Origin of the sequence: Mesorhizobium sp. M0601 (assembly GCF_040320845.1) — a bacterium.
Lineage (GTDB): Bacteria > Pseudomonadota > Alphaproteobacteria > Rhizobiales > Rhizobiaceae > Mesorhizobium.
Window position 1 is genome coordinate 70,618 of the sequence record NZ_JAMYQK010000016.1, and the last position, 24,652, is coordinate 95,269.

Consider the following 24,652-nt stretch of genomic DNA (forward strand, 5'->3'; position numbering starts at 1 on the left):
CGACGGATAGGTCCGCCGGGCTCTCACATTGCTGTGCGCATCGCCTATTTGGTCGGAGCCATGGCATCGCAGGCCTTGGTCGCTTCGGCTTTCTTCATGGCGTCCGTCTCGGCGGGGGCCTTGTTCATGCAGTCGGCCTTCATCGGATCGCCCGCCCTCATCGCGGTCGTGGCCATCGCGTCAGCGGCCATGGCGCCGGCCGGCTTCATGGCATCCGTTGCCGGCTTCATGGCGTTTGTCGCCATGGCCGGCTTCATCGCATCTTCGGCCCGCGCCGCGCCTCCTGCGAACAGCGCCGTCGAGCAAAGTGCGAAGGCGAGTGCCGCCAGGGTCGGGCGATTGGTCAAACGATTGGTCATGATGATCTCCTAGGGTTCTGGCAGGGTTGATCGCATGCGGCGGCGCCGCTGCGCGTTGTGAAAATTTCGGCAGGGTTTCTAGTTCGTAGCGGCAGCAAGGATCGGCCCGCCGCCCGGCACCTGCACCAGCACCGCTGTGCTGAGGCCGCCCGTCGCCGCCGGCAGCGGCAGTGCGGTGGCGTCGCCGGTCCAACTGCCCAGCCTGGTCAGCGAATGCACGACATTGGCGTGCGGCAGCGTGCGGCCGGTGTTTTCGCCGCGCGCCACCGGCACCTCGACGACGCCCTTGCCGTAACGCACCAGCCAGACGTCGGCCTTGCCGCCGGGCACCGGACCGGCGCCGATGCTGACCTTTCCGCCGGCGAGCGACAGCGAAGGTCCGTCACCGTGGCCGCCACTCGAAATCAGCTGCTCGATCTCGCCCGGCCTGGCGCCGACGGCATCGGCCCTGCCGTTGACCACCACTTGCGGCGTGAACGGGCCGGAACGGCCGAGCGACGGTTCATAGCGGACCTGGCGCTGCGTGAATTCTTCTTTGCCGAATGTGTCCTTCCAGCCGAGATAGTCCCAGTAGGTGACGTTGAAGGACAGCGCCAGCACGCCGGGCCGGTCCTTGACCTTGATCAGATTGGCGTTGGCCGGTGGGCAGGACGAGCAGCCCTGGCTGGTGAACAGCTCTACGACGGTCAGCGTCTCGCCGGCGGCCGCGCTGGTTGCCGACAGCACAGTCGCGGAAAACAGTGCCGCGGCGAGCCCCATCAGGGCTGTGCTGCGTTTCGCTGTCGATCCGGGCATCGCATTTCTCCTGCGCAGACATCGTGTCATGTCCACACTTCGCCGCCGACGCACGCTTCGTTACAGCATCACCGCTTCGTGATTGAGGAGAAGTCCGAGTTCCTAGAGCATTGGCGAAAGCCGAGGCGATGTCCGATCTCCCCCCTTGAGGACCACAAGGGGGAGATCGGCACTCAAGTCGCCCCTATTGTGTGAGCACGGTTTCCGAAGGCCGCTTGTTGAACGCGCACTTGCCGGTCACAAAATAGGAAAAATCGGCATCGTCTATGGTGTTGTTGGTAAGTGATCCGCCATCTTCCCACGCTTGACTGCTGGTGATGCCGCACGGCACGGCCTCAAAGATGTCGACAGTCGTATTGGCCAGCGTCTTGACCTTGTCGATGAACAATCGGTCGGACGTGGCCGGATCGTCCGATCGCAGGGTTTCTTTCGTGCCCGACGCCAGATAGCCGCCGCCAAGACCAGGATTGGGATTCGGAATCTTCATCTCCAGAGACAGGTTATCCATGTCCTTCACGTCGATCACCGCACCGGCGCCGGTCGCGGGATACATCGTGTTGACGCAGGTGGTTGCGTATTTCCTGGTACCGCTGATCTGAGTGATTGTGCCGGTGGGCAAGCCATAGAAGCTGGTCACCGTGACGGTCGTGCATACTTGTTTCTGGACCAGCGTCTCCGTCGTTCCGTTGATCGCGTAAACAGAGGACGTCCCGTAGCCTTTGGGATCGCCAAACCTGTTGTACGCGTAGGAGATCCTCATCAGCTTGTTGGCCACCATGTCCCCGAATTTGGTGCCGTAGAGCGTCACCGTCTTGTCCCACCAGCCAGAGATCTTGTCGACCTTGAACGTGGCCTCCACCAATGCCGGCCGCTTTGTCACTGCCGACGCAACGCCGACCTGCACCGTGTTGATCCTGGCGATCTGCATGAAATTCGTCGGCATGGCAAAGCCGGCCGAAGCCTTGATGCTGGCGGCGCCGTCGGTGGCGACGACGAAGCTGTCGAGCTTGGCCGTGCCTTGCCCGCCATTGGCCAGATATGAGTCCTGCAGGCTTACCTGGCGGTCCGCCAACGTCGTGGTCGTCGCAAGCGTCGTGATCGACAGCGACGCTGCATCGAGGGCGTTCTGCATCGATGCCCTGGTTGAAACCGCAGAGGTATAGTCGATGGAAAAACCCAATGCGGCAACCATCGGGATAAGCAAGATGGCGAGCAATGGCGCGAACGAGCCGCTCACCGATTTGAGAAATTTGCGTGCTGACAGCGGCATTCCGATCCCCCGAAACGGCGATAGACCGGTGGGTTATCACGCCGGGCGCGAACTATGCTCTAATCTCATGGATCAAAGTTTAACGACTTTGCCGCCCCGCCGCCGCACCCGCGCCCCGCCGCTTGCCGATGTAGCGTGCCCCTGCTAAAGCGCGCCGCATGACCACGCCGATCAAGAACATCCGCAACTTCTCCATCGTTGCCCATATCGACCATGGCAAATCCACGCTTGCCGACCGGCTGATCCAGTCGACCGGCGGGCTGGAGCTGCGCGACATGAAGGAGCAGGTGCTGGACTCGATGGACATCGAGCGCGAGCGCGGCATCACCATCAAGGCGCAGACGGTGCGGCTGAAATACCGCGCCAACAATGGACAGGACTATGTCCTCAACCTGATCGACACGCCCGGCCATGTCGACTTCGCCTATGAAGTGTCGCGCTCGCTCGCTGCCTGCGAAGGTTCGCTGCTGGTCGTCGACGCCTCGCAGGGCGTCGAGGCGCAGACGCTGGCCAATGTCTACCAGGCGATCGACAACAACCACGAGATCGTCGTGGTGCTGAACAAGGTCGACCTGCCCGCCGCCGAGCCCGAGCGCATCCGCGAACAGGTCGAGGAGGTGATCGGCATCGATGCCTCCAACGCCGTGCTGATCTCGGCCAAGACCGGGCTCGGCATTCCCGATGTGCTGGAGGCGATCGTCAACGATCTGCCGCCGCCGCGCGAGGGCGACATCGCGGCCCCGCTTAAGGCGATGCTGGTCGACTCCTGGTACGATGCCTATCTCGGCGTCATCGTGCTGGTCCGCATCATCGACGGCGTACTGAAGAAGGGCCAGACCATCCGCATGATGGGCACCGGCGCCAGGTACCTGGTCGAGCGCACCGGCGTCTTTACGCCCGCCCGCATCAATGTCGACGAACTCGGCCCCGGCGAGTTCGGTTTCTTCACCGGCTCGATCAAGGAGGTTGCCGACACCCGCGTCGGCGACACCATCACCGAGGACAAGCGCCCGACGGCACAAGCCCTGCCCGGCTTCAAGCCGGCGCAGCCGGTGGTGTTCTGCGGCCTGTTCCCGGTCGACGCCGCCGATTTCGAGGATCTGCGCGCCGCCGTCGGCAAGCTGCGCCTCAATGACGCGTCCTTCTCTTTTGAAATGGAAACCAGCGCCGCACTCGGCTTCGGCTATCGCTGCGGCTTCCTTGGCCTGCTGCATCTTGAAATCATCCAGGAGCGGCTGGAGCGCGAGTTCAATCTCGACCTCATCGCCACCGCGCCTAGCGTCGTCTACCGCCTGCTGTTGAACGACGGCTCTGTCAAGGAACTGCACAACCCGGCCGACATGCCCGACGTGGTCAAGATTGCGGCCATCGAGGAGCCATGGATCCGCGCCACCATCCTCACCCCCGACGACTATCTCGGCGGTATCCTGAAACTCTGCCAGGACCGGCGCGGCATTCAGGCCGACCTCTCCTATGTCGGCAAACGCGCCATGCTGATCTACGATCTGCCGCTCAACGAGGTGGTCTTCGACTTCTACGACCGGCTGAAGTCGATCTCCAAGGGCTACGCCTCCTTCGACTATCATTTGACCGACTACAAGGAAGGCGACCTGGTGAAAATGTCGATCCTGGTCAATGAGGAGCCGGTCGATGCGCTGTCGATGCTGGTCCACCGGACGGCGGCGGAAAAGCGCGGCCGCCAGATGTGCGAGAAGCTGAAGGAGCTGATCCCGCATCATCTGTTCAAGATCCCGATCCAGGCGGCGATCGGCGGCAAGGTCATCGCCCGCGAGACCATCTCGGCGCTGCGCAAGGACGTCACCGCCAAATGCTACGGCGGCGACGTCTCACGCAAACGCAAGCTGCTCGACAAGCAGAAAGAGGGCAAGAAGCGGATGCGCCAGTTCGGCAAGGTGGACATCCCGCAGGAAGCGTTTATCCAGGCGCTGAAGATGGGCGATTGAGGCCTATTTTCAGTAGCCCACGCGCACAAAAATCTCCGTGATGGAAGCGCGCGACGCCTTGAGCCCACCGATAGTGCTATGGCGAGTAAGTTCAACTATCTCACCAAATGTTTTGTAGAGCTCTAACACGCTAGTGTGATTGGCATTACTAACGGCTAATTTAACTCCTCGTCCTTTAGCTTTTAGTACAGACTTTGCGAGTCGTTCTTGGTCCGACCACGAAAAGAGTCTTTCATTATATTTATTAAATCCATTGTAATTGTGTTTTACAGTATATGGTGGATCTAGATAGACGAAATCCCCCTCGCTAGACATATCGACGATGGTTTCGAAATCTTTCGAGATAAGTTCCGATTCGGAAAACGCTGACGAAACGGCCGAAAAATCGTCGGTCTTCAGCAATATTTCAGACTTAGAACCTTTAGGTACGTTGAACTCTCCGCTCCTATTGACGCGATATAGACCGTTGTAGCACGCTCTGTTCATGTATAGAAACCACGCAGCCCGGGCGAAGCGCTCGTCTGGAGGCGAGCTTCGTTGAAGATAATAATAAGATTCGCTGTGAAGCCCAGCATGCGATTCCAACTGCTCTGCTACGGATGACCAGTCATCGCGAATCGCTCGATACATTGCAATCAGTTCGGCATTTGCATCAGACAAGATCGAATTTTGAGGTCGCAGCCCCAGAAAGATCGACGCACCGCCTAGAAAGGGTTCAAAATATCGCTTGAAATGGTTGGGGAACAGTTCCCGGTGGCGGTTGGCTAGCCACCTCTTGCCACCAGCCCACTTAAGCGGAGAGATGACCGAATTTGGTGCACGGAGAAGCATCAAATCAGCCTTTTTCTAAGTTCAGATTCTATAAACTTTAGGAGAGCCACGTCCTCTTCAGAATAAGCACGATTATAAGGATGCGCCCATACTTTGCGAACCTCGTTAAAGTCCTCCAGCCAAATTAGATTCTTTGCAAGGCCCTTGGGCTGTATCGGGAGGGGAAAATTCAGGCTCTCCTTAAAGAAAGGCCAGTTTTCCGAACTTTCTACAATCTTTTTCAATTCAAGAAGATCCAGGTAAGTTTCAAGCGGCTTTGCGCCAGTGGGGTCATCCAGGCTCTTTTCGTAAGCCTTCTTTTTTATTTCTTTATTCTTAATACCTGCATTAAAGAAGTCTGAGCCATACTGCTCTTTTAGCCGCCTAACTACGAAGCTGTGAACCTCGTCTGTGATCCACGAAACCAATCGGTCACATTCTTCTCGTAGTTCCTTGTTCGTACCGGCCAAATATTCTTTCAGCCCATCTGGCTCAAAATCGGTGTGATCTCGACTCACCAGCTCTGCCGCCTTGTAGAAATAGCGAGCTGGCCCCCCGGAGCCAAACGGAACGTAGAACCGCTCTTTAAAGGCTTCGTCAGAGCTGTCCGAGATGAAATCAAAAAGCGACTTACCAAACTCCACGATCCTTAACACGAGCGCTTGGGGCTCCATCTCGTGCGGGTCGAGTTTTAGTTTCAGATTGAAATGGCGCACGACCTCCCCACAAAGCCTCAAATGGGCTTGGATCGCCGGATTGTAGCAAAGCAGTTGCTGAGGCCCCCCTTCCCATCTGGGGACATTGGCGGCTCGAACAGCGCTAAAATAGCCGCTCAGAAAGTCGGAGGTATTTTCCAGCGTAGATTTTCTGCTGCCACCGGTTAGGGCGCCCGGTAGGTATGAATCATCTCGGTTGGAGCGTCGCCCCAACAACCCGCTTTTCAAGAGAGCCTGTTTGACTTGAGGCAAGGTCAAAACTTGGTTTTTGGTGGCTGGAACACCGGGTGGCGCAAAACGATCTTCGAACGGCCCTGCAATCTCATGCCTAAGTTGATCCAGTGATCGAGCCGCTATTCCCCCCGCCGACTCTTCAGGATCGTCTGAGTTCCATTTCAATTCGCCATCCAACTCATCAAGCAGGCGGGGCTGAACCTGCTTCTGCTCCTTGTTGATCGTCGTAAAAAGAATAGCTTCTTCGGTGGCGGGAAGCTTCTCAAAAGCAACAACCGGTATAATTGGGTCCCGTCCCTCCTCCATCAAAGAAGCCCCGTACAGTCGGTGCTGCCCGTCGATCACCCAACAGGTTTTATATGAGTCCGGTAGATAGAGCTTACCAAATCGCACATCGGCATCTTCGTCGCGGTCCTTTTGGTCGAATCGAACCGGCGTGTGAAAGCTGACGATAATGGAGTTCGCGAAGTATCCTCCTTTCGAAAGGAAGGCGGCAATTGCCTTTATTCTCCTGGAATCGATCAGTCGTTGGTACGAAGGGGCCCCAGACGGATCTCGAAGGTCGCGATGATTGACGAATGCCCGCCTAAGCAAGTCCTTTGCAGGTATGGTAAAAGCATATGCTGTTCGACCCCCAAGCTTAAATTTTGAGGCAGAAACATGTCTATTTGCTAGTGCAGGGATTTTTTGGCCGCTTAGAAATTCGGCAACGAACTGGTGCTTTGCTGCTCGCCCCAGCGTTTTCGCAATCTCTTGAAAGTACCTCAGCTCCTGCTCTCGCAGAACGTGCACTTGTTTTTCCTTGGCCTTCTCAAGGTCTCCGTCCGCCCAGCGAATATGAGCGGTAACTACACACCAGATTATCTTTCTGTTTGAACCCTCGCCAAGGAACCTCCTCAGGGTGTTCGCTATTGATCGCTTGTGCACATCAAGATCGGCAACCACACTGAACGGGCTTTTCCGCTTTAAGCTCTCGGCTGTCCGGCACTCAGCTACGACAATTGTGTCCTCGTCTATTCCCAGCACACTTATCGTTTTAGACGTGCGCCCGCCGTCCGCCTCGATCGGCAAAGCCAGATCATGCCCGAGGTTAAGACGTTCAAATCCAAGTAAGTAGAGAACTGACCAAAATCGATTCTCTAACATTTCCTCACTTGATTTCGCTCGACGTAGACGCGTCCCCGTCTTCAGGGATCTGTCAAATTCCCACCCTTGGCTTTTAAATTCCTCGACAGACGCGGGGCTGACTCTCTGATAGTCAAATGCCTGCTTGCGGTTCTTATATTCAGAAATCCGCTCGGATCGTGTTGAAGCGAAGCACGCATCGCTCAATTTTTCGATTTGATTCGTCCCCATATCGCGGATGTTCAAGATATTTTCTGCAATTTCAACTGTGGGGAAACTCCGTGGTCCGGTTAGACACGTGTTTCCGCTCCGTGGGTGTGCTGTATCGGTCAAAATAACCCGAAACATACCATCGCCCGAAAGGAATGGCACCTCTCGACGCCTCCGTCTCGTTCCGTTCACTTCGCCCGGCAATACTGCGCCGCTCGAAATCCGTGACAGCGCTATTTGGGGAAAATCTTCCCGGCATCGGGCCGTTCACGAAATGGTTGATTTCGGCCCGCATAAGCCCACTCTTTAAGAACGCCCAATCCTGAAGTATCCTTTGGCTTGGAAGGGAGGTCTCAATGCCTTCCACTCTGGACATCGTCGCCGCAATCGGCCTCGCCATCGGCGGCGCTCTGGGCCTCGCCGGCACCTTCGTGGCGAGCGCCGAGCTTCGCGAAACGCTCTGGACGATCGACGGCGTGGCGCTCGTGGTGGCGACCGCGCTGCTGACGATGAAATATCAGCGGCAGGGCAATGACTGGGTGGCGGCTGGATTTTTGACCTTTCTCGCCGGCGAAAGCCTGCTGCTGGCCGGCAATGCGGCAGGGCTTGAGGCCAGCGTGCCCTCCTATGTCGGCGGCATCTCGCTTTGGGCGGCGGCGCTGGTCATGGTCAGCGCGCCGAAAACCTTCGCGCCGTGGATGCCGCTTACCGCTGTCGTGGCGGCTGTGCTGTTCGTCGTCTCGGCCGGCCTGATCCTGTGGGGTGCGCCTTTGCTGCCGACCTCGGCGCCGCTGCCCGCTGCCGGATATCCCTTCCTCGTGCTCACATTCATCGGCTGGATCTGGACGCTGCTGAAGCCCAGCCGGTGAGGCCAGTCGGACCGCCCCCTCTCCGGCCGCTTCGCGGCTCCCCACTTTGTGGGGGCGAGGAACCCAGGTCTTGTGAGGCTTCGGTGATTGGCATTTCCTCGCCCCACGAAGTGGGGAGAGGTGGTTTGCGAAGCAAACCGGAGAGGGGTCTTCCTTGGCAACGCTGCGCTTTCGCGATGTGCAAATGGCGCACCCCTTCCACCCATCCCGCCGCCATGCCATGTTCCCCCTCGCGGCCGGGCAGGCCGCTTCATTCCGGGGGGAAATCATCATGTCGTCCTACGCTTTCGGGCGCCGCGTCGCTGCGTCGCTGTTCATTGTCACGCTGTTTGCGCCCGTCGCGCATGCCGGCGATGTCACCTTCGAGATCAAGAACAGCCATCCGAACGCCATGCGCGTCGAGCTCTACAGCCAGGACCGCGATCATGTCTGGCCGGGCAACAATCAGGATTACTATCTCAACGATGGCGAGACCAAGTCGATCCCGCTGTCCTGCAGTGACGGCGAATCGATCTGCTACGGCGCCTGGGTCGACGGCGACGAGAACACCTATTGGGGCGTCGGCCCCGGCAATACGGAAAAGTGCGACGATTGCTGCTACACCTGCAGTGGCGGCGAGACCGAGGAAATCGATCTGGTTCCGTGACGTGGCAGATCTCCCCCCTTGAGGGCGAGATGTCGCCAAAGGCGACAGAGGGGGTCGCCGCGCATAGAGCGCCAACCTGTTCTGCAGCAGCAGGCCGAGTCCGGTCGTGCCGACCCCCTCTGGCCGCTGCGCGGCCATCTCCCCCTCGAGGGGGGAGAGGGCCGTCCCGCGAGTGCAGGCCGGCAACGGAATTTCAAAGCTGAAACAAAAAACCCGCCTCGGCAGGCGGGTCGTTGGAGCCAATTAGCACCATACGCAAATTAGTAGCATAGCTGCCGGCACAAAGCAAGAACAAAATGTGGTGCTGCGAGCAAAAAATGCGAATTCCCTTACCGCCGTGCCCGAGGTCGGCCCTCACGAGAGGGAGAATGCTGCCTTGACGTCGTCCTGACTGTCGCCATAGCGTAGTCCGACAGGAGACCCACCCATGGCAGTGGTCGAAGGCGAGAACATCGACATCGGCTTTTCGGGAAAACGTTGCATCCATTCGCGCAACTGCGTGCTTGGCGATCCGCATGTTTTCGTGCCCAACGCCCCCGGCCAGTGGATCCATCCGGATGCGGCCAGCGTCGAGAAGATCGTGGCGCTCGCCGAAGCCTGCCCGTCCGGCGCCATCACCTATGTCCGCAAGGATGGCGGGCCACAGGAACAGCCGCCGGTGGTCAACATTGTGCGCATAAGGGAAAACGGTCCGCTTGCCGTCCATGCCGAGATCGTGTTGGGCGGCGAAACGTTTTACCGCGCCACGCTGTGCCGCTGCGGCGCCTCGGAAAACAAGCCGTTCTGCGATGGCAGCCACGCCAAGGCTGGCGTCATCGCCACCGGCGAGCCGGCGCTGAAGGACACGCCGGCGCTGGAGGTGCGGGATGGCCCGCTGACCGTCACACCGACGACCAACGGCCCGCTCAAGCTCGAAGGCAATGTCGAAATCGTCACCGGCACCGGCCACACGGTCGACCGCACGCAACGCACCTTCCTCTGCCGCTGCGGCCACTCCGCCAACAAGCCGTTCTGCGATGGCTCGCACAAGCGCGTGGGGTTTGTGGGGTAGGGGCCGCCGCTATCTCCCTCCTTGAGGGGGAGATGTCGCCGAAGGCGACAGAGGGGTCGGTGCGTCCTGACGCCAACGCCATCGCGGCCAGAGAATGCCGGCGCTCCACGCGAGACGACCCCCTCTGGCCTGCCGGCCATCTCCCCCCGAGGGGGGAGATTACGCTGCCTTGGCCCAGCGCTCGTGCCTTTATCGGCCCGTTCATATCCGCTAAGGGGCGGAGACGAATTCTCCGGACCCAAATATGACCGCCAAGCCCAAACCCTCACCCCTGTTCCTCGGCATCGACACCGGCGGCACCTATACCGACGCCGTGCTGTGGTCGGAGGCCGGCGGGCCAAGCGGCAAGGTGCTGGCCAAGGCCAAGGCGCTGACCACGCGCCATGATCTGGCGGTCGGCATCTCCGGCGCGGTCGATGCGGTGCTCGAAATGGCCGGCACCGACCCGGCAGCGATCAAACTGGTGTCGATGTCGACGACGCTAGCCACCAATGCGCTGGTCGAGGGCCAGGGCGGCCGCGTGGCGCTGGTGATGATCGGCTTTGCCGAGGGCGACCTTGCCCGCGACGGGCTGAAGGCGGCGCTCGGCACCGATCCCGTGGTGTTCTGCCCCGGCGGCCACGATGTCCACGGCAATGCGGCAAAGCTCGATCTGTCCGGGCTGGAGTCAGCTTTGCCGGAACTGGAAAAGTCGGTGTCCGGCTTTGCCGTCTGCGCCTATTTCGCCACCCGCAACCCGGCGCATGAGCTAAGCGCGCGGAACCTGATCCGCGACAGGACCGGCCTGCCGGTCACCGCCAGCCACGAACTGTCGGCCAAGCTCGGCGGCCCGCGCCGGGCGCTGACGACATTGCTCAACGCCAGGCTGATCTCGATGATCGACCGGCTGGTCGCGGCAACCGAAGGCTTTTTGGCCGCGCGCAACATCGCCGCCCCGCTGATGGTGGTGCGCGGCGACGGCGCTCTGGTCTCGGCCGCCTTTGCCCGCCAGCGGCCGATCGAGACCATCCTGTCCGGCCCGGCCGCCAGCCTCGTCGGTGCCCGCCACATGACCGGCATCGACGATGCCGTGGTCTCCGATATCGGCGGCACCACCACCGACGTCGCCGTGCTCGACAAGGGCCGGCCGCGGCTCGATCCGGAAGGCGCCACCGTCGGCGGGTTCCGCACCATGGTCGAGGCCGTCGCCATGCGCACCTTTGGCCTCGGCGGCGATTCCGAAGTGGCGCTGGAGGACGGCGCGCTCAATCCGAGAATCCTGCTCGGCCCGCGCCGCCTAGTGCCGCTGGCGCTGGCCGGCTTGATGCATGGCGAGGCCGTCACATCAGAGCTCGAACGCCAGCTGCGCGCACCCAACCCCGGCCGCATGGATGGCCGCCTCGCGGTGCGCACCGGCGTGCCGGAGCGGCTGGCGGCCGGACTGACCGGTGCCGAAGCCAAGCTTTACGAGCTGATTGGTGCCGTGCCGCAGGCTCTCGACAGATTGCTGACCTCGAATGCCCAGAACGCCACCTTGAACCGGCTGGTGTCGCGCGGGCTGGTGCATGTCGCCGGCTTCACGCCGTCGGACGCCGCGCATGTGCTGGGCAGGCAGGCCAATTGGGATGCGGCCGCGGCGCGTCTGGGTGCCGAGCTGTTCGCGCGCAGGCGCGACGGCCGCGGCCAGTTCATCGCCGCCTCGCCGGAGGCGATCTCGGAACGGGTGCTGACCGCGCTGACCCGCCTGTCGGCCGAAGTCATCCTCGAAACCGCCTTTGCCGAGGACGGGCTGGATGGCGCGGCGACCGTCGCCCATGCCCTGGTCCAGCGCGCCGTCGACGCGCATCCCGGCATCGCCCGCTTGAGCGTCGCGCTCGACCGTCCGGTGATCGGCCTCGGCGCCTCGGCGCCGCTGCACTATGCCGGCCTGGCCGAGCTGGTCGGCAATGACTGCATGGTGCCTGAGGATACCGATGTCGCCAACGCGCTCGGCGCCGTCGTCGGCCAGGTCCGGGTTTCGGCCGAGGCGCGGGTCAGCCAGCCCAAGGAAGGCCTGTTCCGCGTCGCCTCCGGTGAAAGCGTGCGCGATTTCAACGACGAAGCAGCGGCGATCGCCGCAGCGGAGAAAGATGTGCGGGCGATTGCCGCTGGACGGGCGAAGGACGCTGGCACCGACAGCGCCGAGATCGAAATCGCCAGCGAGTTCCGCGTCTCCACAGTAGAGGGCCAGCGCATGTTCATCGAGGCGCATGTCGTGGCGGTGGCGTCGGGACGGCCAAGGATTGCGGTGTGAGCGCGTAATCTCCCCCCTTGAGGGGGAGATGTCGCCGAAGGCGACCGAGGGGGTCGCCTCGCATGAAGCGCGACGCGATTTGGTGCAAAGAAGAGGTTGCACTTCCCGCGAGGCGACCCCCTCTGGCCTGCCGGCCATCTCCCCCACAAGGGGCCCTCAAGGGGGAGATCGGCAGCGAAAACGCCCTACCTTCACCCTGAGCTGAATTGACCCTGCCACCGTGACATGCCAAAGGCCCGGCCTAGCCTTTCGTCTGGAGAAGCCCTGATGACCGATCGCGTCGAGATCGCCGGATTGCGGATTGCCCGCGAGCTTCATGATTTCGTCGTGAACGAGGCGCTGCCGGGCACCGGCATTGAAGCGGAGGCATTCTGGAGCGGTTTTTCGGCGATCGTCCATGATCTCTCGCCAAAAAACCGGGCGCTGCTCGAAAAGCGCGATGCCATGCAGGACAAACTCGACCGCTGGTATCGCGACCATGGCGCGCCCGTCGACATGGAGGCCTACAAGACGTTCCTCCGCGAGATCGGCTATCTGCTGCCCGAGGGGCCGGCGTTCAGCGTGACCACCGAAAATGTCGACCCGGAAATCGCTTCGGTTGCCGGGCCGCAGCTGGTGGTGCCGGTGATGAACGCGCGTTATGCGCTGAACGCCGCCAATGCGCGCTGGGGCTCGCTGTACGATGCGCTCTACGGCACCGACGCTATCCCGGAGACGGCCGGCGCCGAGCGAGGCAACAAATTCAATCCGGCGCGCGGTGCCAAGGTCGTCGCCTGGGTGAAAAGCTTCTTCGACGAGGCGGTGCCGCTCACCACAGGCAAATGGGCCGGCGTCAACGGGCTTTCGGTCGCCAACGGCATGTTGCGGCTCGGCGAGGGTGCCGGCGCCACCACGCTTGCCGACCTCAGACAGTTTGCCGGCTATCGCGGCGATGCCGCCGACCCCGAAGCCGTGCTGCTCACCAAGAACGGCCTGCACATCGAAATCGTCATCGACCGCAACAACCAGATCGGCCGCACCGATCCGGCCGGCATTGCCGATGTCGTGCTGGAATCGGCACTGACCACCATCCAGGACTGCGAGGATTCGATCGCCGCAGTGGATGCGCAGGACAAGGTGCTGGTCTACCGCAACTGGCTCGGCCTGATGAAGGGCGACTTGGCGGAGGAGATCACCAAGGCCGGCAAGAGCTTTGTCCGCAGGCTCAACCCCGACCGCACCTATACCGCGCCCGATGGCGGCACGCTGACCTTGCCCGGCCGCTCGCTGATGCTGGTCAGGAATGTCGGCCACCTTATGACCAATCCGGCGATATCAGACCGCGACGGCAACGAGGTGCCGGAAGGCATCATGGATGCGGCGCTGACGGCGCTGATCGCGCTGCATGACATCGGCGTGAACGGGCGCCGCGCCAATTCTCGCGCCGGCTCGATGTACATCGTAAAGCCCAAGATGCACGGGCCCGACGAAGTTGCCTTCGCCGTCGAGATTTTCGACCGCGTCGAAGCGCTGCTCGGCGTGCCCAAAAACACCATCAAGATGGGCATCATGGACGAGGAGCGGCGCACCACCGTCAACCTCAAGGAGGCGATCCGCGCCGCGAAAGAACGCGTCGTCTTCATCAACACCGGCTTCCTCGATCGCACCGGCGACGAGATCCACACCTCGATGGAAGCCGGCCCGATGATCCGTAAGGGCGACATGAAGCAGGCCGCCTGGATCGCCGCCTACGAAGCCTGGAACGTCGACATCGGGCTGGAATGTGGGTTGGCCGGCCACGCCCAGATAGGCAAGGGCATGTGGGCGATGCCCGACCTGATGGCGGCGATGCTGGCCGAGAAAATCGTGCATCCCAAGGCCGGCGCCAACACCGCCTGGGTGCCGTCGCCGACGGCGGCGACGCTGCACGCCACCCATTATCACAAGGTCGACGTCCATGCCGTGCAAGCGGCGCTGAAGAGCCGGCCCAAGGCAAAACTCGACGACATCCTGTCCGTGCCCGTCGCTGTGCGGCCGAACTGGTCGCCAGAAGACATCCAGAAGGAGCTCGACAACAACGCGCAGGGAATTCTGGGCTATGTCGTGCGCTGGATCGACCAGGGCGTCGGCTGTTCGAAAGTGCCTGACATAAACGACGTCGGTCTGATGGAGGACCGCGCCACGCTGCGCATCTCCTCGCAGCACATCGCCAACTGGCTCCATCACCGCGTCTGCACGCCCGAGCAGGTCATGGAGACGATGAAACGCATGGCGGCGATCGTCGACCGCCAGAACCAAGGCGATCCGCTCTACCGGTCGATGGCGCCGGATTTCGACAAGTCCATCGCCTTCCTCGCCGCCTGCGACCTGGTCTTCAAAGGCCGCATCCAGCCCAACGGCTACACCGAGCCGGTGCTGCACGCGCGGCGGCTGGAGCTGAAGGCGCGGGATAACGGCTGAACCGAAAGCACGATGCACGCCGGCCAAGGGTAGGCGCCGGCGTCCCCCTCCCCCTTGAGGGGAGGGTGGCCCGAAGGGCCGGGTGGGGTCGCCAACGCAGTGCGCCAACCCAATTCTGACGGTGCGCCTTAGGAGGAGCATCGCAACGCTCCGCACCTCGGTCGGTTTCGAAATGCGACAGGCCGAGCGTCTCACCGGCGACCCCACCCGGCCGCTTCGCGGCCACCCTCCCCTCAAGGGGGAGGGGAACGTCACGCCGCCTGTGCCATCCGTTCCGAGCTCATGCGGTAGGAAATCGCTTCGGCCAGATGGATGCGGCCGACCGTCTCGCTGGTCTCGAGATCGGCCAGGGTCCGCGCCACCTTCAAGACGCGGTGATAGGCTCGTGCGGAAAAGCCGAGCTTTTCGCTGGCATCCCTGAGCAGCGACAGGCCGGCGGCGTCGGGCATGGCGATCTCCTCGATGACTGACGGCGAGCAATGGGCGTTGGTGGTGGCGGTCGCGCCGAGCCGCTCGAAGCGCTCTCGCTGGATCGTACGGGCGCGGGCAACACGTAGTGCGACGGCGGCACTTTTCTCCGCCCGGTCCGGCCGGATCAGATCGCTGGCCGAGACCGCCGGCACCTCGATCCTGAGATCGATGCGATCGAGCAGCGGGCCGGAAATGCGCGCCTGGTAGTCGGTGCGGCAGCGGTCGCCGCGCAGGCAGCGATAGCCGGGCTCGCCGGCCATGCCGCAACGGCACGGGTTCATCGCCGCGACCAGCTGGATACGCGCCGGATAGGTGACGCGATGATTGGCGCGCGCAATCATGCAGTCGCCGGTCTCGAGCGGCTGGCGCAGTGCATCGAGCGCCTGCGGCGAGAATTCGGGAAATTCGTCGAGGAACAGCACGCCGTGATGGGCAAGCGAAGCCTCGCCCGGCCGCACGCGCAACCCGCCGCCGACCATCGCCGCCATCGAGGCCGAATGATGCGGCGCGCGGAACGGCCGCCGGTCGGTGAGTTTTCCTTCGCCGAGTTCGCCGGCCACCGAGGCGATCATCGAGACTTCGAGCAATTCCCTGGGCGCCAGCGGCGGTAGGATCGACGGCAGCCGCTGCGCCAGCATCGACTTTCCCGACCCCGGCGGTCCGACCATCAAAAGATTGTGGCCGCCGGCGGCCGCCACCTCCAGCGCCCGCTTGGCGGTCTCCTGGCCCTTGATGTCGGCAAGGTCGGGCAGGTCGCGCGCCGCGGCATGGATGCCGGCTTCCGGCCGTGACAGAACCTGCGTGCCGCGAAAATGATTGGCGATGGCGATCAGGCTGCGCGGCGCCAATATGTCGAAGTCCTTGCCGGCCCAGGCCGCTTCCGGCCCGCAGGCGAACGGGCAGATCAAGCCCTTGCCTTCGGCATTGGCACCGATTGCCGCCGGCAGCGCGCCCGCCACCGCGGCAATGGTGCCGTCGAGCGACAATTCGCCAAGCACGACATAGCCGGCCAGCATGTCGCCCGGAATGGCGCCGAGCGCCGCCATCAGCCCGAGCGCGATCGGCAGATCGTAATGGCTGCCCTCCTTGGGCAGGTCGGCGGGCGCCAGATTGACGGTGACCTTCTTCGACGGCATCGACAGGCCGGATGCATGCAGCGCTGCCTGCACCCGCTCGCGGCTTTCGGCCACAGCCTTGTCGGCCAGCCCGACGATGTGCATGTTGACTTTGCCCGGCGCGATCATCACCTGCACGTCGACCGGCACGGCCTCGATGCCCTGGAAAGCAACCGTGCGAACCCGCGCCACCATGTCTTCACCCCAGATGCAGGCTTTTGCCCCAAGCCTTTGCGATCATGCCGCGAACGGCGTCACCCGAGACAACCACAGATTTCCGGCGAAGGCAAGAACATTTGGGGAACAGCTGAGCGCCACGGCTGCAATGGTTTGCAACGCGGCCGCTCGCGAAGCGAGGCTAGTTGCGCTTCTCCTCCACGGCATCCCAGAACAGGCTGGCGATGTCGGCGCCGCCGAAGCGCTGCACTTCGCGTATGCCGGTCGGTGAGGTCACGTTGATCTCGGTCATGTAGTCGCCGATGACGTCGATGCCGACGAGGATGAAGCCGCGCTCCTTCAGCGCGGGGCCGATGCGGGCACAGATCTCGCGTTCGCGTTCCGTCAATTCGGTTTTTTCGGCGCGGCCGCCGACATGCATGTTGGAGCGCGAATCATGCTCGGCCGGCACGCGGTTGATGGCGCCGACAGGCTCGCCGTCAATCAGGATGATGCGCTTGTCGCCACCCCGCACCTCCTTGAGGTAGCGCTGCACGATGTAGGGTTCGCGGAACAACTGGCCGAACATTTCGAGCAGCGAGGCGAGGTTGCGGTCGGCCTCGTGCAGGTGAAAGATGCCGGCGCCGCCATTGCCGTAGAGCGGCTTGACGATGATATCGCCGAACTCCTTGCGAAAGGCGGCGACCTCGAGCGGGTCCTTGGTGATCAGCGTGTCCGGCATCAGGTCGGGAAATTCGGTGACGAAGATCTTTTCCGGGCTGTTGCGCACCCAGGCCGGGTCGTTGACCACCAGCGTCTTCGGATGGATGCGCTCGAGGATATGCGTGGTGGTGATGTAGTTCATGTCGAAGGGCGGATCCTGCCGCAAAAGGATGACGTCCATCTCCGCAAGATCGGTGCGCACCTTCTCGCCCAGCGAATAATGGTTGCCCTTCTCGTCGCGGACCTGCATCGCCTCGATACGGGCAAACACCTTGCCTTCGCGCAGCGACAGCCGGTCGGGCGTGTAGTGGAACAGCTGGTGCCCGCGCCGCTGCGCTTCCAGCGACAGCGCAAACGACGTGTCGCCGGCAATCGACACGGTAGAGATGTGGTCCATCTGGACGGCGACTTTCAGGGGCATGGGTGCTCTCCGGCGCAGTTGCAACAAACGTGCGTCCACCCGGACGCACATACGCTCCAACACTTTGAATCCATGCATCGTGCTTTCCGAAAATCGTTTCCGATTTTTCGGGCCGATGCATCGACGAGAGCGATATAAGGAAATCGGCGGCCTCTGCCAATCGGCCAAGGTCATGATGAGGCTGCGCTTCTGGCGCAGACCCCAATGCGATGTGCGTTCAGCGGTCGAAGACCAGCTTGGAATAGCCGAGGAAGGACAGCGCCATGGCAACCAGCGAGGCGACCGCAAGGGCGACGAGCGGCGGCACCATCGGCAGCGCGAACAGCATGGCGCAATAGACGAGATAATTGACGAGGCTGGTGGCGATGCCGACGCCGCCATAGCGTGCGCCCTCTTGCGCGACGCCGCGGCTGGAAGGCGAGAAGGTCAGATGGCGATTGATCAGCCAGGTGACGGACAGGGCAAAACCGATCGAGATGATTCGGGCTGCGAAGGGGCCAAGCGGCGTTGTCGCCAGCACCAGCCAAAGCGCCGCCGCGTCGGCGACGAAGCCGATGCCGCCGGCGACAATGAAGCGGGCGAGGCGTCCCATTTACGGCTCTAAGCCGCCCGCGGGGTCTTGCGCGGTCCGGTCTTCAAAGTCGCGAGCGCACTTGCGCGTTCGCGTTCGATGCGGCCGGAAGGCATCGACAGATAGAAGATGCGCTTCTGCTCGGCCCGGCCGCGCGACACCGAATCGAGGATTACCCCGGTCACCGCCGCCAGCATCGACAGCAGCAGCAGCCCGACTGACAGCACCCACGTCGGCATGCGCGGCACAAGCCCGGTTTCGGCGAACTCGATCAGCACCGGCGCCATCAGAAACAGGCTTGATGCCAGGAAGAACACCGAAAAAGCGCCGAAGAAACGCAGCGGCTGCGTCTCCTTCATCAGCATGGCGAACATCCACAGGATCTTCGCGCCGTCGCGAAAGGTCGACAGCTTCGACGAGGAGCCTTCCGGCCGGCGACCATAGTCGAGGCCGATCTCGCTGACCGGCAATTTGAGCTGCGAGGCGTGCACCGACATTTCGGTCTCGATCTCGAAACCGCCGGAAACGGCGGGAAAACTCTTGACGAAGCGCCTGGTGAAGGCGCGGTAACCCGAGAAGATATCGGTAAAGTCCGAGCCAAATAAACGTTTGTAGAGGCTGTTGAAGATGCGGTTGCCGAAGGCGTGGCCTGACCTGCCGGCGTCGTTGGCGACACCGCGCCTGGTGCCCACCACCATGTCGGAGCGCTCGGTCAGCAGCGTGTTGATCAGTTGCGGCGCGTCCTCCGGCGCATAGGTGCCGTCGCCGTCGGCCATCAGGTAGATGTCGGCCTCGATGTCGGCGAACATGCGGCGCACGACATTGCCTTTGCCCTGGCGCGGCTCGCGCACCACGATGGCGCCGGCGGCGCGGGCTCGGAGCGCCGTCAGGTCGCGCGAATTGTTGTCGTAGACATAGATCGCTGCGGCAGGCAGCGTTTCGCGAAAGCGCCGCACCACTTCGCCGATCGTCAGCTCCTCATTGTAGCAAGGCAGGAGCACGGCGATGCTCGGCTCATGGCGCACTTCTTGTGGCATTTTCGTCTCCGGATGCCCTGTAAGGCCCCTGACCGCTCAAACGCCGGCCTCGCTCGGGCGGCTTTACTATTTATTGAAGCTGTTAAGGCTAGGTTTAAACCGCACCGTATTCCTTCCAAAGGTCCCGATATGAGCACAGCCGACGATGGCGCCTCCAATTCGAGGTCCGATATCGCGCTGGCGCTGCTTGCCACGGCGCTGGCGCTTACCGTCAATGCCTTTGCCGGCTTCCCGGCACTGACCAATGCCGGCGGCGACAACGACAATCTGCTGCGCCTCGTCGAAGTTCGCGACATGCTGGCCGGCCAAAGGTGGTTCGATCTCCACCAGTACAGGATGGGCCTGGAAGGCGGTTTCGTCATGCATTGGTCGCGGCTGGTCGATGCGCCGATCGCCGCCATCATCATCGCCGTATCGGCCCTGACCGGCAGCGCGGCCTTTGCCGAGAATGTTGCGCAAGTGCTGTGGCCGGCGCTGCTCTTCTGCCTGACCGTATTTTTCACGGCTCGCGCCGCGCGCAGCTTTGCCGGTGACAGCGCCGTGCTGCCCGCTGTCGTGATCGGCGCTGCCGCACTGTATTTCCTCGGCATTTTTTCGCCTGGCGCGCTCGATCACCACAATATCCAGCTGATGCTGAGCATGGCCAGTCTGAGCCTGTTGCTTGAAGCGCCAACGCGCAGGCCGGCGGCATTGCTCTCCGGCCTGTGCGCCGGATTGATGCTGGCCGTCGGCATGGAGACCGCGCCTTATGTGGCCACCATCGGCGCCTTTGTTGCCATGCTGTTCGCCCTCGGCGCCAATGGCGAGAGGCTGATCGCCCGGGATTTCGGCCTCGGCTTTGCCGGCGTGTCCGCTCTCGTCTTTGTCGCCACCATTGCGCCGTCTGCCTGGGGTCAGGCGCAATGCGACGCCTTCTCGGCCGTGCAGTTCGTCGTCGCGGCGATTGCCGGAACCGGCCTTGCGGCGATAGCGTCGATCGAGCCCGCCGGCCGCACGCGCCAATGGCGCATCGCCTCGCTTGGCCTGCTTGCCCTGGTATTGGCCGCTGTCATCGTCTTTTTGTTCCCACAATGCCTGGCAGCGCCCTACGCCAACCTCGATCCGCGCCTCAAGGAGCTATGGCTTGATCACATCGACGAGGCGCAGTCGCTGTTCAAGCTGCTCACTGAAGATCCGGCCGGGGTGGTGGCGCGCTATGCCACGCCGCTCATTGCGCTCATGCTGATGGCGCTTCGCCTTGGCCGCGGTGGCTGGCGGCGGCAGGACAGCCTTGTCGGCGCGCTGCTTGTCGTGGCCTTCATCGTCAGCGCCTGGCAGGTACGCGGTTCGACATTCTCGATCGCCTTCGCCGTCATCCCGCTTGCCGCCTGGATTGCCAAATGGCGTCAACGGGCCGAGGCCAGCGCGTCGCGCGGTGTGGCGCTGCGCATGGCTGCCGTCTGGCTGGTTTCGGTGAATGCGGTCTGGACTGGAGCTGCCGCGGCGACCTCGGTAGCCTTCGACGACAGCAACACCACGGCGGATAATGGCGACGGCGCCGATGTCGCTTGCCAGCGCATGGCCTCCTTTGCGGCGCTTGGCCGCCTGCCAGGCACCACCATACTGGCAATTTCCAATCTCGGATCGCCGATCCTGGCCTATTCCGGACATCGCGTCTTCGCCGGGCCCTATCATCGCAACGTCGCCGGCAACCTGTTGGCGCTCGATGCCTTCCTTGGGTCCGATGCCGATGCCAGGACCATCCTGGCGGATCATCACGTCGGCCTCGTCGCGCTGTGCCCCGGCAGCGCCGAAAGCAAGCTCCTCGCCGCCAAGGCGCCGGCAGGCTTTCTTGCCGGGCTGATGCGCGGCAGCGTGCCGGAATGGCTTGAGCCGGTTGCCGGGACCAGCGGAGCCGCCGTCGAATTGTACCGCGTCCGACTGGGCAGCTGATCGATCGGCGGCCCGTGCGGCCTTTTGTCGGACATAAGTCCTGACAATCCACTCTTTCGCCCTTGCCCGCCCGACACGGCTGGATAGGATGCGCGCCGGCCGACCGAGATCATTGGACCGGGAGAGAATTTCATGATGCCATCGGCACGCTTTGCCGACCTCGAAGGCGCTTCGGTGCTGATCACCGGCGGCGGCTCCGGCATTGGTGCTGCCTTGACCGAAGGTTTTGTCCGCCAGGGGGCAAACGTCGCCTTCATCGATATTGCCGACCGTGCGAGCCTGGCGCTGGCCGATCGGTTAGAGAAGGAGCTGGGCCGGCGGCCGCTTTATCTCAAGACCGACATACGCGACATCGAGGCGTTGCGGCTATCGGCGGCTAAAGCCGCCAAGGCGCATGGCGACGTGACCGTGCTGATCAACAATGCCGCGCAGGATGAGCGTCATGCCGTCGAAGACGTCACGGTGGAGTTCTGGGACAACAACCATGCCATCAACCTGCGCCCGCATTTCTTCAGCGCACAGGCGGTGGCGCCGGGCATGAAGCGGGCCGGCGGCGGCTCGATCATCAACTTCACCTCGACGTCGTTTCTCATCAACCATCCCGATATGCCGGCCTACACCGCCGCCAAGGCCGGCATCGTCGGTCTCACCAAGGGTCTTGCCGGCAAGCTCGGCGTCGACGGCATCCGTGTCAACGCGATCGCGCCCGGCTGGGTGATCACCGAGCGGCAGAGAAAGCTCTGGGTCACCGAAGAAGCGCTCGCCGCTCATGTCGCCAAACAGTGCATCAAAGAGGTGATGCAGCCGGAAGACATTGTCGGCACTGTGCTGTTCCTGGCGTCGGATGCCTCACGCATGCTGACCGCGCAGATGCTGATCGTCGATGGGGGGTTCCTGTGATCTCATCGAGCAAGGCAGCTTCCGTCGCGGCCGTCGACTGGGGCACCACCCGCATGAGGGTCTGGTTGCTCGACGGCGCCGGCAAGGTTCTCGCCGAGCGGCGCGGCGATGACGGGCTGATCACCGCCCAAGCTAAAGGATTTTCGTCCATTCTCGAAGGGCATCTGGCTGCCTTGGGCGCAGCCGAGGCGCTGCCGGTCATCATTTGCGGCATGGCCGGTTCGCGCCAGGGCTGGCTGGAGGCACCCTATGTCAGCGTGCCGGCGCCGATCGGCGCTATTCTCGCCGGCGCTGCCCGCATTCCCGGCCAGCGCCGCGACATCCGCATCGTGCCTGGCCTTGCCCAACGCCTCGCCGATGCACCTGACGTCATGCGCGGCGAGGAAACCCAGCTTGCCGGCGCCGGTTTACCGGCAAAGGGACGCCACCTCGTCTGCATGCCCGGCACCCATTCGAAATGGGTGCTGGTCGAGGACGGCTCTGTTGCCGGTTTCGGCACCTGGCCGACCGGCGAGCTGTTTTCGGTGCTGGCCGCGCACTCGATCCTGCGCCATTCGCTGGGCGAGCCGCCGAAGCCGGTTGCCGCCGAAAATCCATTTTTCCGGGAGTGGTGCCTGAAGCCGTTGGCCGAAGGCGGTGACATCGGTTCAAGACTGTTCTCGATCCGCGCCGCCAGCCTGCTGCAGGATCTGAAGCCCGAGGATGCCGCCGCGTGCCTGTCCGGCCTGCTGATCGGCGGCGAGATCGCTTCGGCAAATCGCCGTTATGGGGCGAGTGCCGTGCCCGTCGTGCTGATCGCGTCGGGCGCACTCGGCAAGCTCTATGCCGAGGCGCTCGGCCTTGCCGGGCTCGCGGTCAGGGTGGTCGACGCCGACGAGGCGGTGCGTGCCGGTCTTGCTGAAGCCGCGCGCGAAAATGGCATGATCGCTGGAAATGGAGTTGCCGCATGACCGAAACCGCACCTTTTCCAAAGCTCGAGCGGGGTCTGGTCGCCATCCTGCGTGGCCTCAAGCCAAGCGAGGCGGTGGCAATCGGCCAGGCGATCTTCGGCGCCGGTATCGAAGCGATCGAGGTGCCGCTCAACTCGCCCGATCCTTACGCCTCCATCGCCAGCATTGTCGGAGCGCTTCCTCCAACAGCCTTGGTCGGTGCCGGCACGGTGCTCAGCGCCGCCGATGTCGACGGCCTGCACAAGGCCGGCGGGCGGCTGCTGGTCAGCCCCAATATCGATGCCGAGGTCATGGGCCGGGCCATGCACTACGGCATGGTGACGATGCCCGGCGTGTTCACGCCGACCGAGGCATTTCAAGCAATCCGGCTCGGTGCCTCGGCATTGAAATTCTTCCCGGCGAGCGTGCTTGGCGCGGCAGGCATTTCGGCGATGCGCGCGGTGCTGCCGGCCAGTGTGCTGGTCGGCGCGGTCGGCGGCGTTTCGGACAAGGATTTTGCCGGCTACAAGGCAGCGGGCGTCAGCGTCTTCGGTCTTGGCTCCAGCCTGTTCAAGCCGGGCATGAGCGTCGACGAAGTGGCAGCACGGGCGAAAGCCGCAGTTCAGGCCTGGGACGCGGCGTTTGGAGTGGCATGATGAGCGAGACCATTGTTTCGGTTTTTTCCGACCATGTCTGCCAACTCGGCGAGGGACCAAGCTATGACCCTGCCACCGACACGCTCTACTGGTTCGACATCGTCAATGGCCAGCTCCTCGAACAGCGCCTGTCGGGCGGTGCGGTCAAGATCCACGAGCTCGGTCAGATGGCCAGCGCCGTCGCCATCGTCGACGACCGGCGCCAGTTGATCGCCACCGAGACCGGCCTGCATGTCCGCGACGTCGCGACCGGCAAGCTGACGCTGCACACGCCGATCGAGGCCGACAATGCGGTCACCCGCTCGAACGATTCACGCGTTCACCCTTGCGGCGCGCTGTGGGTCGGCACCATGGGCAAGGGCGAGGAGAAGGGTGCCGGTTCGATCTACTGGTTCTTCAAGGGCGAGCTGCGCCGGCTTTATGCCGACATTACTGTGCCCAACTCGATCTGCTTTTCCGAGGATGGGACCATTGCCTATTACACCGACACCAGCACCGGGCTGTTGATGCGCGTCGGCTGCGATCCGGCGACCGGCCTGCCGGTTGGCGAACCGAAGGTCTTCGTCGACCACCGTTCGACCAAGGGCTATATCGATGGTTCGGTGCTCGACCGTGACGGCATATTGTGGAACGCCTGCTGGGGCGGCAGCGTCGTCGAAGCCTATGGACCCGACGGCAAGCTCGTCCGTTCGGTGGCGATGCCGGCGACGCAGCCGTCCTGTCCGGCTTTCGTCGGCAGGAATGCCGACCGGCTGGCGGTCACCTCCGCCTGGTCGGGCAAAAGCGAGAAGCAGCGCCTGCTCGACCCGCAAGCCGGCATGACATTCATGCTCGACATTCCAGTCAATGGTCGCTTCGAGCCACGCGTGCTGATTGGCTAGACCCATGTCTAGCATTGTCGTGCAGGCGTCCAGCTGACGTCGGTTCCGCGAAAGCCGAATGCATTCGCCGCGCGATGCTAGAACGGTTCATCGTTTCGCG

General features: G+C 62.8%; 20 protein-coding genes. 11 read left to right on the forward strand and 9 right to left on the reverse strand.

Annotated features, from left to right (window positions below; translation table 11 throughout):
- Positions 1 to 44: 44 nt before the first annotated feature.
- The 3 genes from NKI41_RS16740 to NKI41_RS16750 form a co-directional block, all read right to left on the reverse strand.
- Positions 45 to 359: a hypothetical protein gene (locus NKI41_RS16740; protein ID WP_352684049.1), complete on the reverse strand. Its 315-nt coding sequence runs from the start codon at positions 357 to 359 to the stop codon at positions 45 to 47.
- 78 nt (positions 360 to 437) lie between these two features.
- The gene (locus NKI41_RS16745; protein WP_502901213.1) at positions 438 to 1,154 is read right to left on the reverse strand and encodes a DUF1223 domain-containing protein; all 717 of its coding nucleotides are present in this window, start codon (positions 1,152 to 1,154) and stop codon (positions 438 to 440) included.
- 184 nt (positions 1,155 to 1,338) lie between these two features.
- Entirely contained in the window at positions 1,339 to 2,424 is a 1,086-nt protein-coding gene (locus NKI41_RS16750; RefSeq protein WP_352684051.1) for a TadE/TadG family type IV pilus assembly protein, read from the reverse strand.
- 158 nt (positions 2,425 to 2,582) lie between these two features.
- On the opposite strand from NKI41_RS16750, the gene lepA reads away from it, so the two are divergent.
- Positions 2,583 to 4,388 carry a translation elongation factor 4 gene (gene lepA, locus NKI41_RS16755; protein WP_352539818.1) on the forward strand — a complete coding sequence of 602 codons (1,806 nt, stop codon included), beginning with the start codon at positions 2,583 to 2,585 and terminating at the stop codon, positions 4,386 to 4,388.
- 9 nt (positions 4,389 to 4,397) lie between these two features.
- Here lepA and NKI41_RS16760 read toward each other — a convergent pair whose 3' ends face one another.
- Entirely contained in the window at positions 4,398 to 5,219 is an 822-nt protein-coding gene (locus tag NKI41_RS16760; protein ID WP_352684053.1) for a DNA adenine methylase, read from the reverse strand.
- Positions 5,219 to 7,519: a DGQHR domain-containing protein gene (locus tag NKI41_RS16765; RefSeq protein WP_352684055.1), complete on the reverse strand. Its 2,301-nt coding sequence runs from the start codon at positions 7,517 to 7,519 to the stop codon at positions 5,219 to 5,221. Before NKI41_RS16765 ends, NKI41_RS16760 begins: the two co-directional genes overlap by 1 nt.
- Before the next feature lie 320 nt (positions 7,520 to 7,839).
- Between NKI41_RS16765 and NKI41_RS16770 the strand changes: the two genes are divergently transcribed.
- From NKI41_RS16770 to NKI41_RS16790, 5 genes are all read left to right on the forward strand, one after another.
- Positions 7,840 to 8,352 carry a hypothetical protein gene (locus NKI41_RS16770; protein WP_352684057.1) on the forward strand — a complete coding sequence of 171 codons (513 nt, stop codon included), beginning with the start codon at positions 7,840 to 7,842 and terminating at the stop codon, positions 8,350 to 8,352.
- Between the two features lie 271 nt (positions 8,353 to 8,623).
- On the forward strand, positions 8,624 to 8,998 hold the full coding sequence (locus NKI41_RS16775; protein WP_352614221.1) for a hypothetical protein: 375 nt from the start codon (positions 8,624 to 8,626) through the stop codon (positions 8,996 to 8,998).
- 427 nt (positions 8,999 to 9,425) lie between these two features.
- On the forward strand, positions 9,426 to 10,049 hold the full coding sequence (locus NKI41_RS16780; RefSeq protein ID WP_352684059.1) for a CDGSH iron-sulfur domain-containing protein: 624 nt from the start codon (positions 9,426 to 9,428) through the stop codon (positions 10,047 to 10,049).
- 244 nt (positions 10,050 to 10,293) lie between these two features.
- Positions 10,294 to 12,321 (forward strand): hydantoinase/oxoprolinase N-terminal domain-containing protein, encoded by a 2,028-nt coding sequence (locus NKI41_RS16785; protein ID WP_352684061.1) that lies wholly within the window; start codon positions 10,294 to 10,296, stop codon positions 12,319 to 12,321.
- A gap of 267 nt (positions 12,322 to 12,588) precedes the next feature.
- A complete protein-coding gene (locus tag NKI41_RS16790) occupies positions 12,589 to 14,760 on the forward strand; it encodes a malate synthase G (protein WP_352684063.1) in 2,172 nt (723 codons plus the stop codon).
- Between the two features lie 251 nt (positions 14,761 to 15,011).
- On the opposite strand, the gene NKI41_RS16795 is transcribed toward NKI41_RS16790, so the two are convergent.
- The 4 genes from NKI41_RS16795 to NKI41_RS16810 all read right to left on the reverse strand — a co-directional run bounded on the left by NKI41_RS16795 (position 15,012) and on the right by NKI41_RS16810 (position 19,254).
- Positions 15,012 to 16,541: a YifB family Mg chelatase-like AAA ATPase gene (locus tag NKI41_RS16795; protein WP_352540027.1), complete on the reverse strand. Its 1,530-nt coding sequence runs from the start codon at positions 16,539 to 16,541 to the stop codon at positions 15,012 to 15,014.
- Between the two features lie 163 nt (positions 16,542 to 16,704).
- Positions 16,705 to 17,646, reverse strand: coding sequence for a glutathione synthase (gene gshB, locus NKI41_RS16800; protein ID WP_352491152.1), 942 nt, complete (start codon positions 17,644 to 17,646; stop codon positions 16,705 to 16,707).
- Positions 17,647 to 17,863: 217 nt separating this feature from the next.
- A complete protein-coding gene (locus NKI41_RS16805) occupies positions 17,864 to 18,238 on the reverse strand; it encodes a GtrA family protein (protein WP_352684065.1) in 375 nt (124 codons plus the stop codon).
- An 8-nt stretch (positions 18,239 to 18,246) separates the two neighbouring features.
- A complete protein-coding gene (locus NKI41_RS16810) occupies positions 18,247 to 19,254 on the reverse strand; it encodes a glycosyltransferase (RefSeq protein ID WP_352684067.1) in 1,008 nt (335 codons plus the stop codon).
- Positions 19,255 to 19,383: 129 nt separating this feature from the next.
- Between NKI41_RS16810 and NKI41_RS16815 the strand changes: the two genes are divergently transcribed.
- The 5 genes from NKI41_RS16815 (at position 19,384) to NKI41_RS16835 (ending at position 24,552) form a co-directional block, all read left to right on the forward strand.
- Positions 19,384 to 21,186 carry a GtrA family protein gene (locus NKI41_RS16815; RefSeq protein WP_352684069.1) on the forward strand — a complete coding sequence of 601 codons (1,803 nt, stop codon included), beginning with the start codon at positions 19,384 to 19,386 and terminating at the stop codon, positions 21,184 to 21,186.
- 132 nt (positions 21,187 to 21,318) lie between these two features.
- Positions 21,319 to 22,086 (forward strand): SDR family NAD(P)-dependent oxidoreductase, encoded by a 768-nt coding sequence (locus NKI41_RS16820; RefSeq protein WP_352684071.1) that lies wholly within the window; start codon positions 21,319 to 21,321, stop codon positions 22,084 to 22,086.
- Positions 22,086 to 23,036 (forward strand): 2-dehydro-3-deoxygalactonokinase, encoded by a 951-nt coding sequence (locus tag NKI41_RS16825; protein ID WP_502901214.1) that lies wholly within the window; start codon positions 22,086 to 22,088, stop codon positions 23,034 to 23,036. Before NKI41_RS16820 ends, NKI41_RS16825 begins: the two co-directional genes overlap by 1 nt.
- Positions 23,033 to 23,671, forward strand: a complete 639-nt coding sequence (locus tag NKI41_RS16830) for a 2-dehydro-3-deoxy-6-phosphogalactonate aldolase (RefSeq protein WP_023679860.1) — start codon at positions 23,033 to 23,035, stop codon at positions 23,669 to 23,671. The genes NKI41_RS16825 and NKI41_RS16830 overlap by 4 nt, the downstream gene beginning before the upstream one ends.
- On the forward strand, positions 23,671 to 24,552 hold the full coding sequence (locus tag NKI41_RS16835; protein WP_352684075.1) for an SMP-30/gluconolactonase/LRE family protein: 882 nt from the start codon (positions 23,671 to 23,673) through the stop codon (positions 24,550 to 24,552). The genes NKI41_RS16830 and NKI41_RS16835 overlap by 1 nt, the downstream gene beginning before the upstream one ends.
- The last annotated feature ends 100 nt before the right edge of the window (positions 24,553 to 24,652 follow it).

Coding starts and splice junctions, on each gene's coding strand:
- NKI41_RS16790 (WP_352684063.1), top strand. CDS start 12,589: ATGACCGATCGCGTCGAGATCGCCGGATTGCGGATTGCCCGCGAGCTT.
- NKI41_RS16780 (WP_352684059.1), top strand. CDS start 9,426: ATGGCAGTGGTCGAAGGCGAGAACATCGACATCGGCTTTTCGGGAAAA.
- NKI41_RS16805 (WP_352684065.1), bottom strand. CDS start 18,238: ATGGGACGCCTCGCCCGCTTCATTGTCGCCGGCGGCATCGGCTTCGTC.
- NKI41_RS16795 (WP_352540027.1), bottom strand. CDS start 16,541: ATGGTGGCGCGGGTTCGCACGGTTGCTTTCCAGGGCATCGAGGCCGTG.
- NKI41_RS16740 (WP_352684049.1), bottom strand. CDS start 359: ATGACCAATCGTTTGACCAATCGCCCGACCCTGGCGGCACTCGCCTTC.
- lepA (WP_352539818.1), top strand. CDS start 2,583: ATGACCACGCCGATCAAGAACATCCGCAACTTCTCCATCGTTGCCCAT.
- NKI41_RS16785 (WP_352684061.1), top strand. CDS start 10,294: ATGACCGCCAAGCCCAAACCCTCACCCCTGTTCCTCGGCATCGACACC.
- NKI41_RS16830 (WP_023679860.1), top strand. CDS start 23,033: ATGACCGAAACCGCACCTTTTCCAAAGCTCGAGCGGGGTCTGGTCGCC.
- NKI41_RS16750 (WP_352684051.1), bottom strand. CDS start 2,424: ATGCCGCTGTCAGCACGCAAATTTCTCAAATCGGTGAGCGGCTCGTTC.
- NKI41_RS16745 (WP_502901213.1), bottom strand. CDS start 1,154: ATGCCCGGATCGACAGCGAAACGCAGCACAGCCCTGATGGGGCTCGCC.
- gshB (WP_352491152.1), bottom strand. CDS start 17,646: ATGCCCCTGAAAGTCGCCGTCCAGATGGACCACATCTCTACCGTGTCG.
- NKI41_RS16815 (WP_352684069.1), top strand. CDS start 19,384: ATGAGCACAGCCGACGATGGCGCCTCCAATTCGAGGTCCGATATCGCG.
- NKI41_RS16820 (WP_352684071.1), top strand. CDS start 21,319: ATGATGCCATCGGCACGCTTTGCCGACCTCGAAGGCGCTTCGGTGCTG.
- NKI41_RS16835 (WP_352684075.1), top strand. CDS start 23,671: ATGAGCGAGACCATTGTTTCGGTTTTTTCCGACCATGTCTGCCAACTC.
- NKI41_RS16770 (WP_352684057.1), top strand. CDS start 7,840: ATGCCTTCCACTCTGGACATCGTCGCCGCAATCGGCCTCGCCATCGGC.
- NKI41_RS16775 (WP_352614221.1), top strand. CDS start 8,624: ATGTCGTCCTACGCTTTCGGGCGCCGCGTCGCTGCGTCGCTGTTCATT.
- NKI41_RS16810 (WP_352684067.1), bottom strand. CDS start 19,254: ATGCCACAAGAAGTGCGCCATGAGCCGAGCATCGCCGTGCTCCTGCCT.
- NKI41_RS16760 (WP_352684053.1), bottom strand. CDS start 5,219: ATGCTTCTCCGTGCACCAAATTCGGTCATCTCTCCGCTTAAGTGGGCT.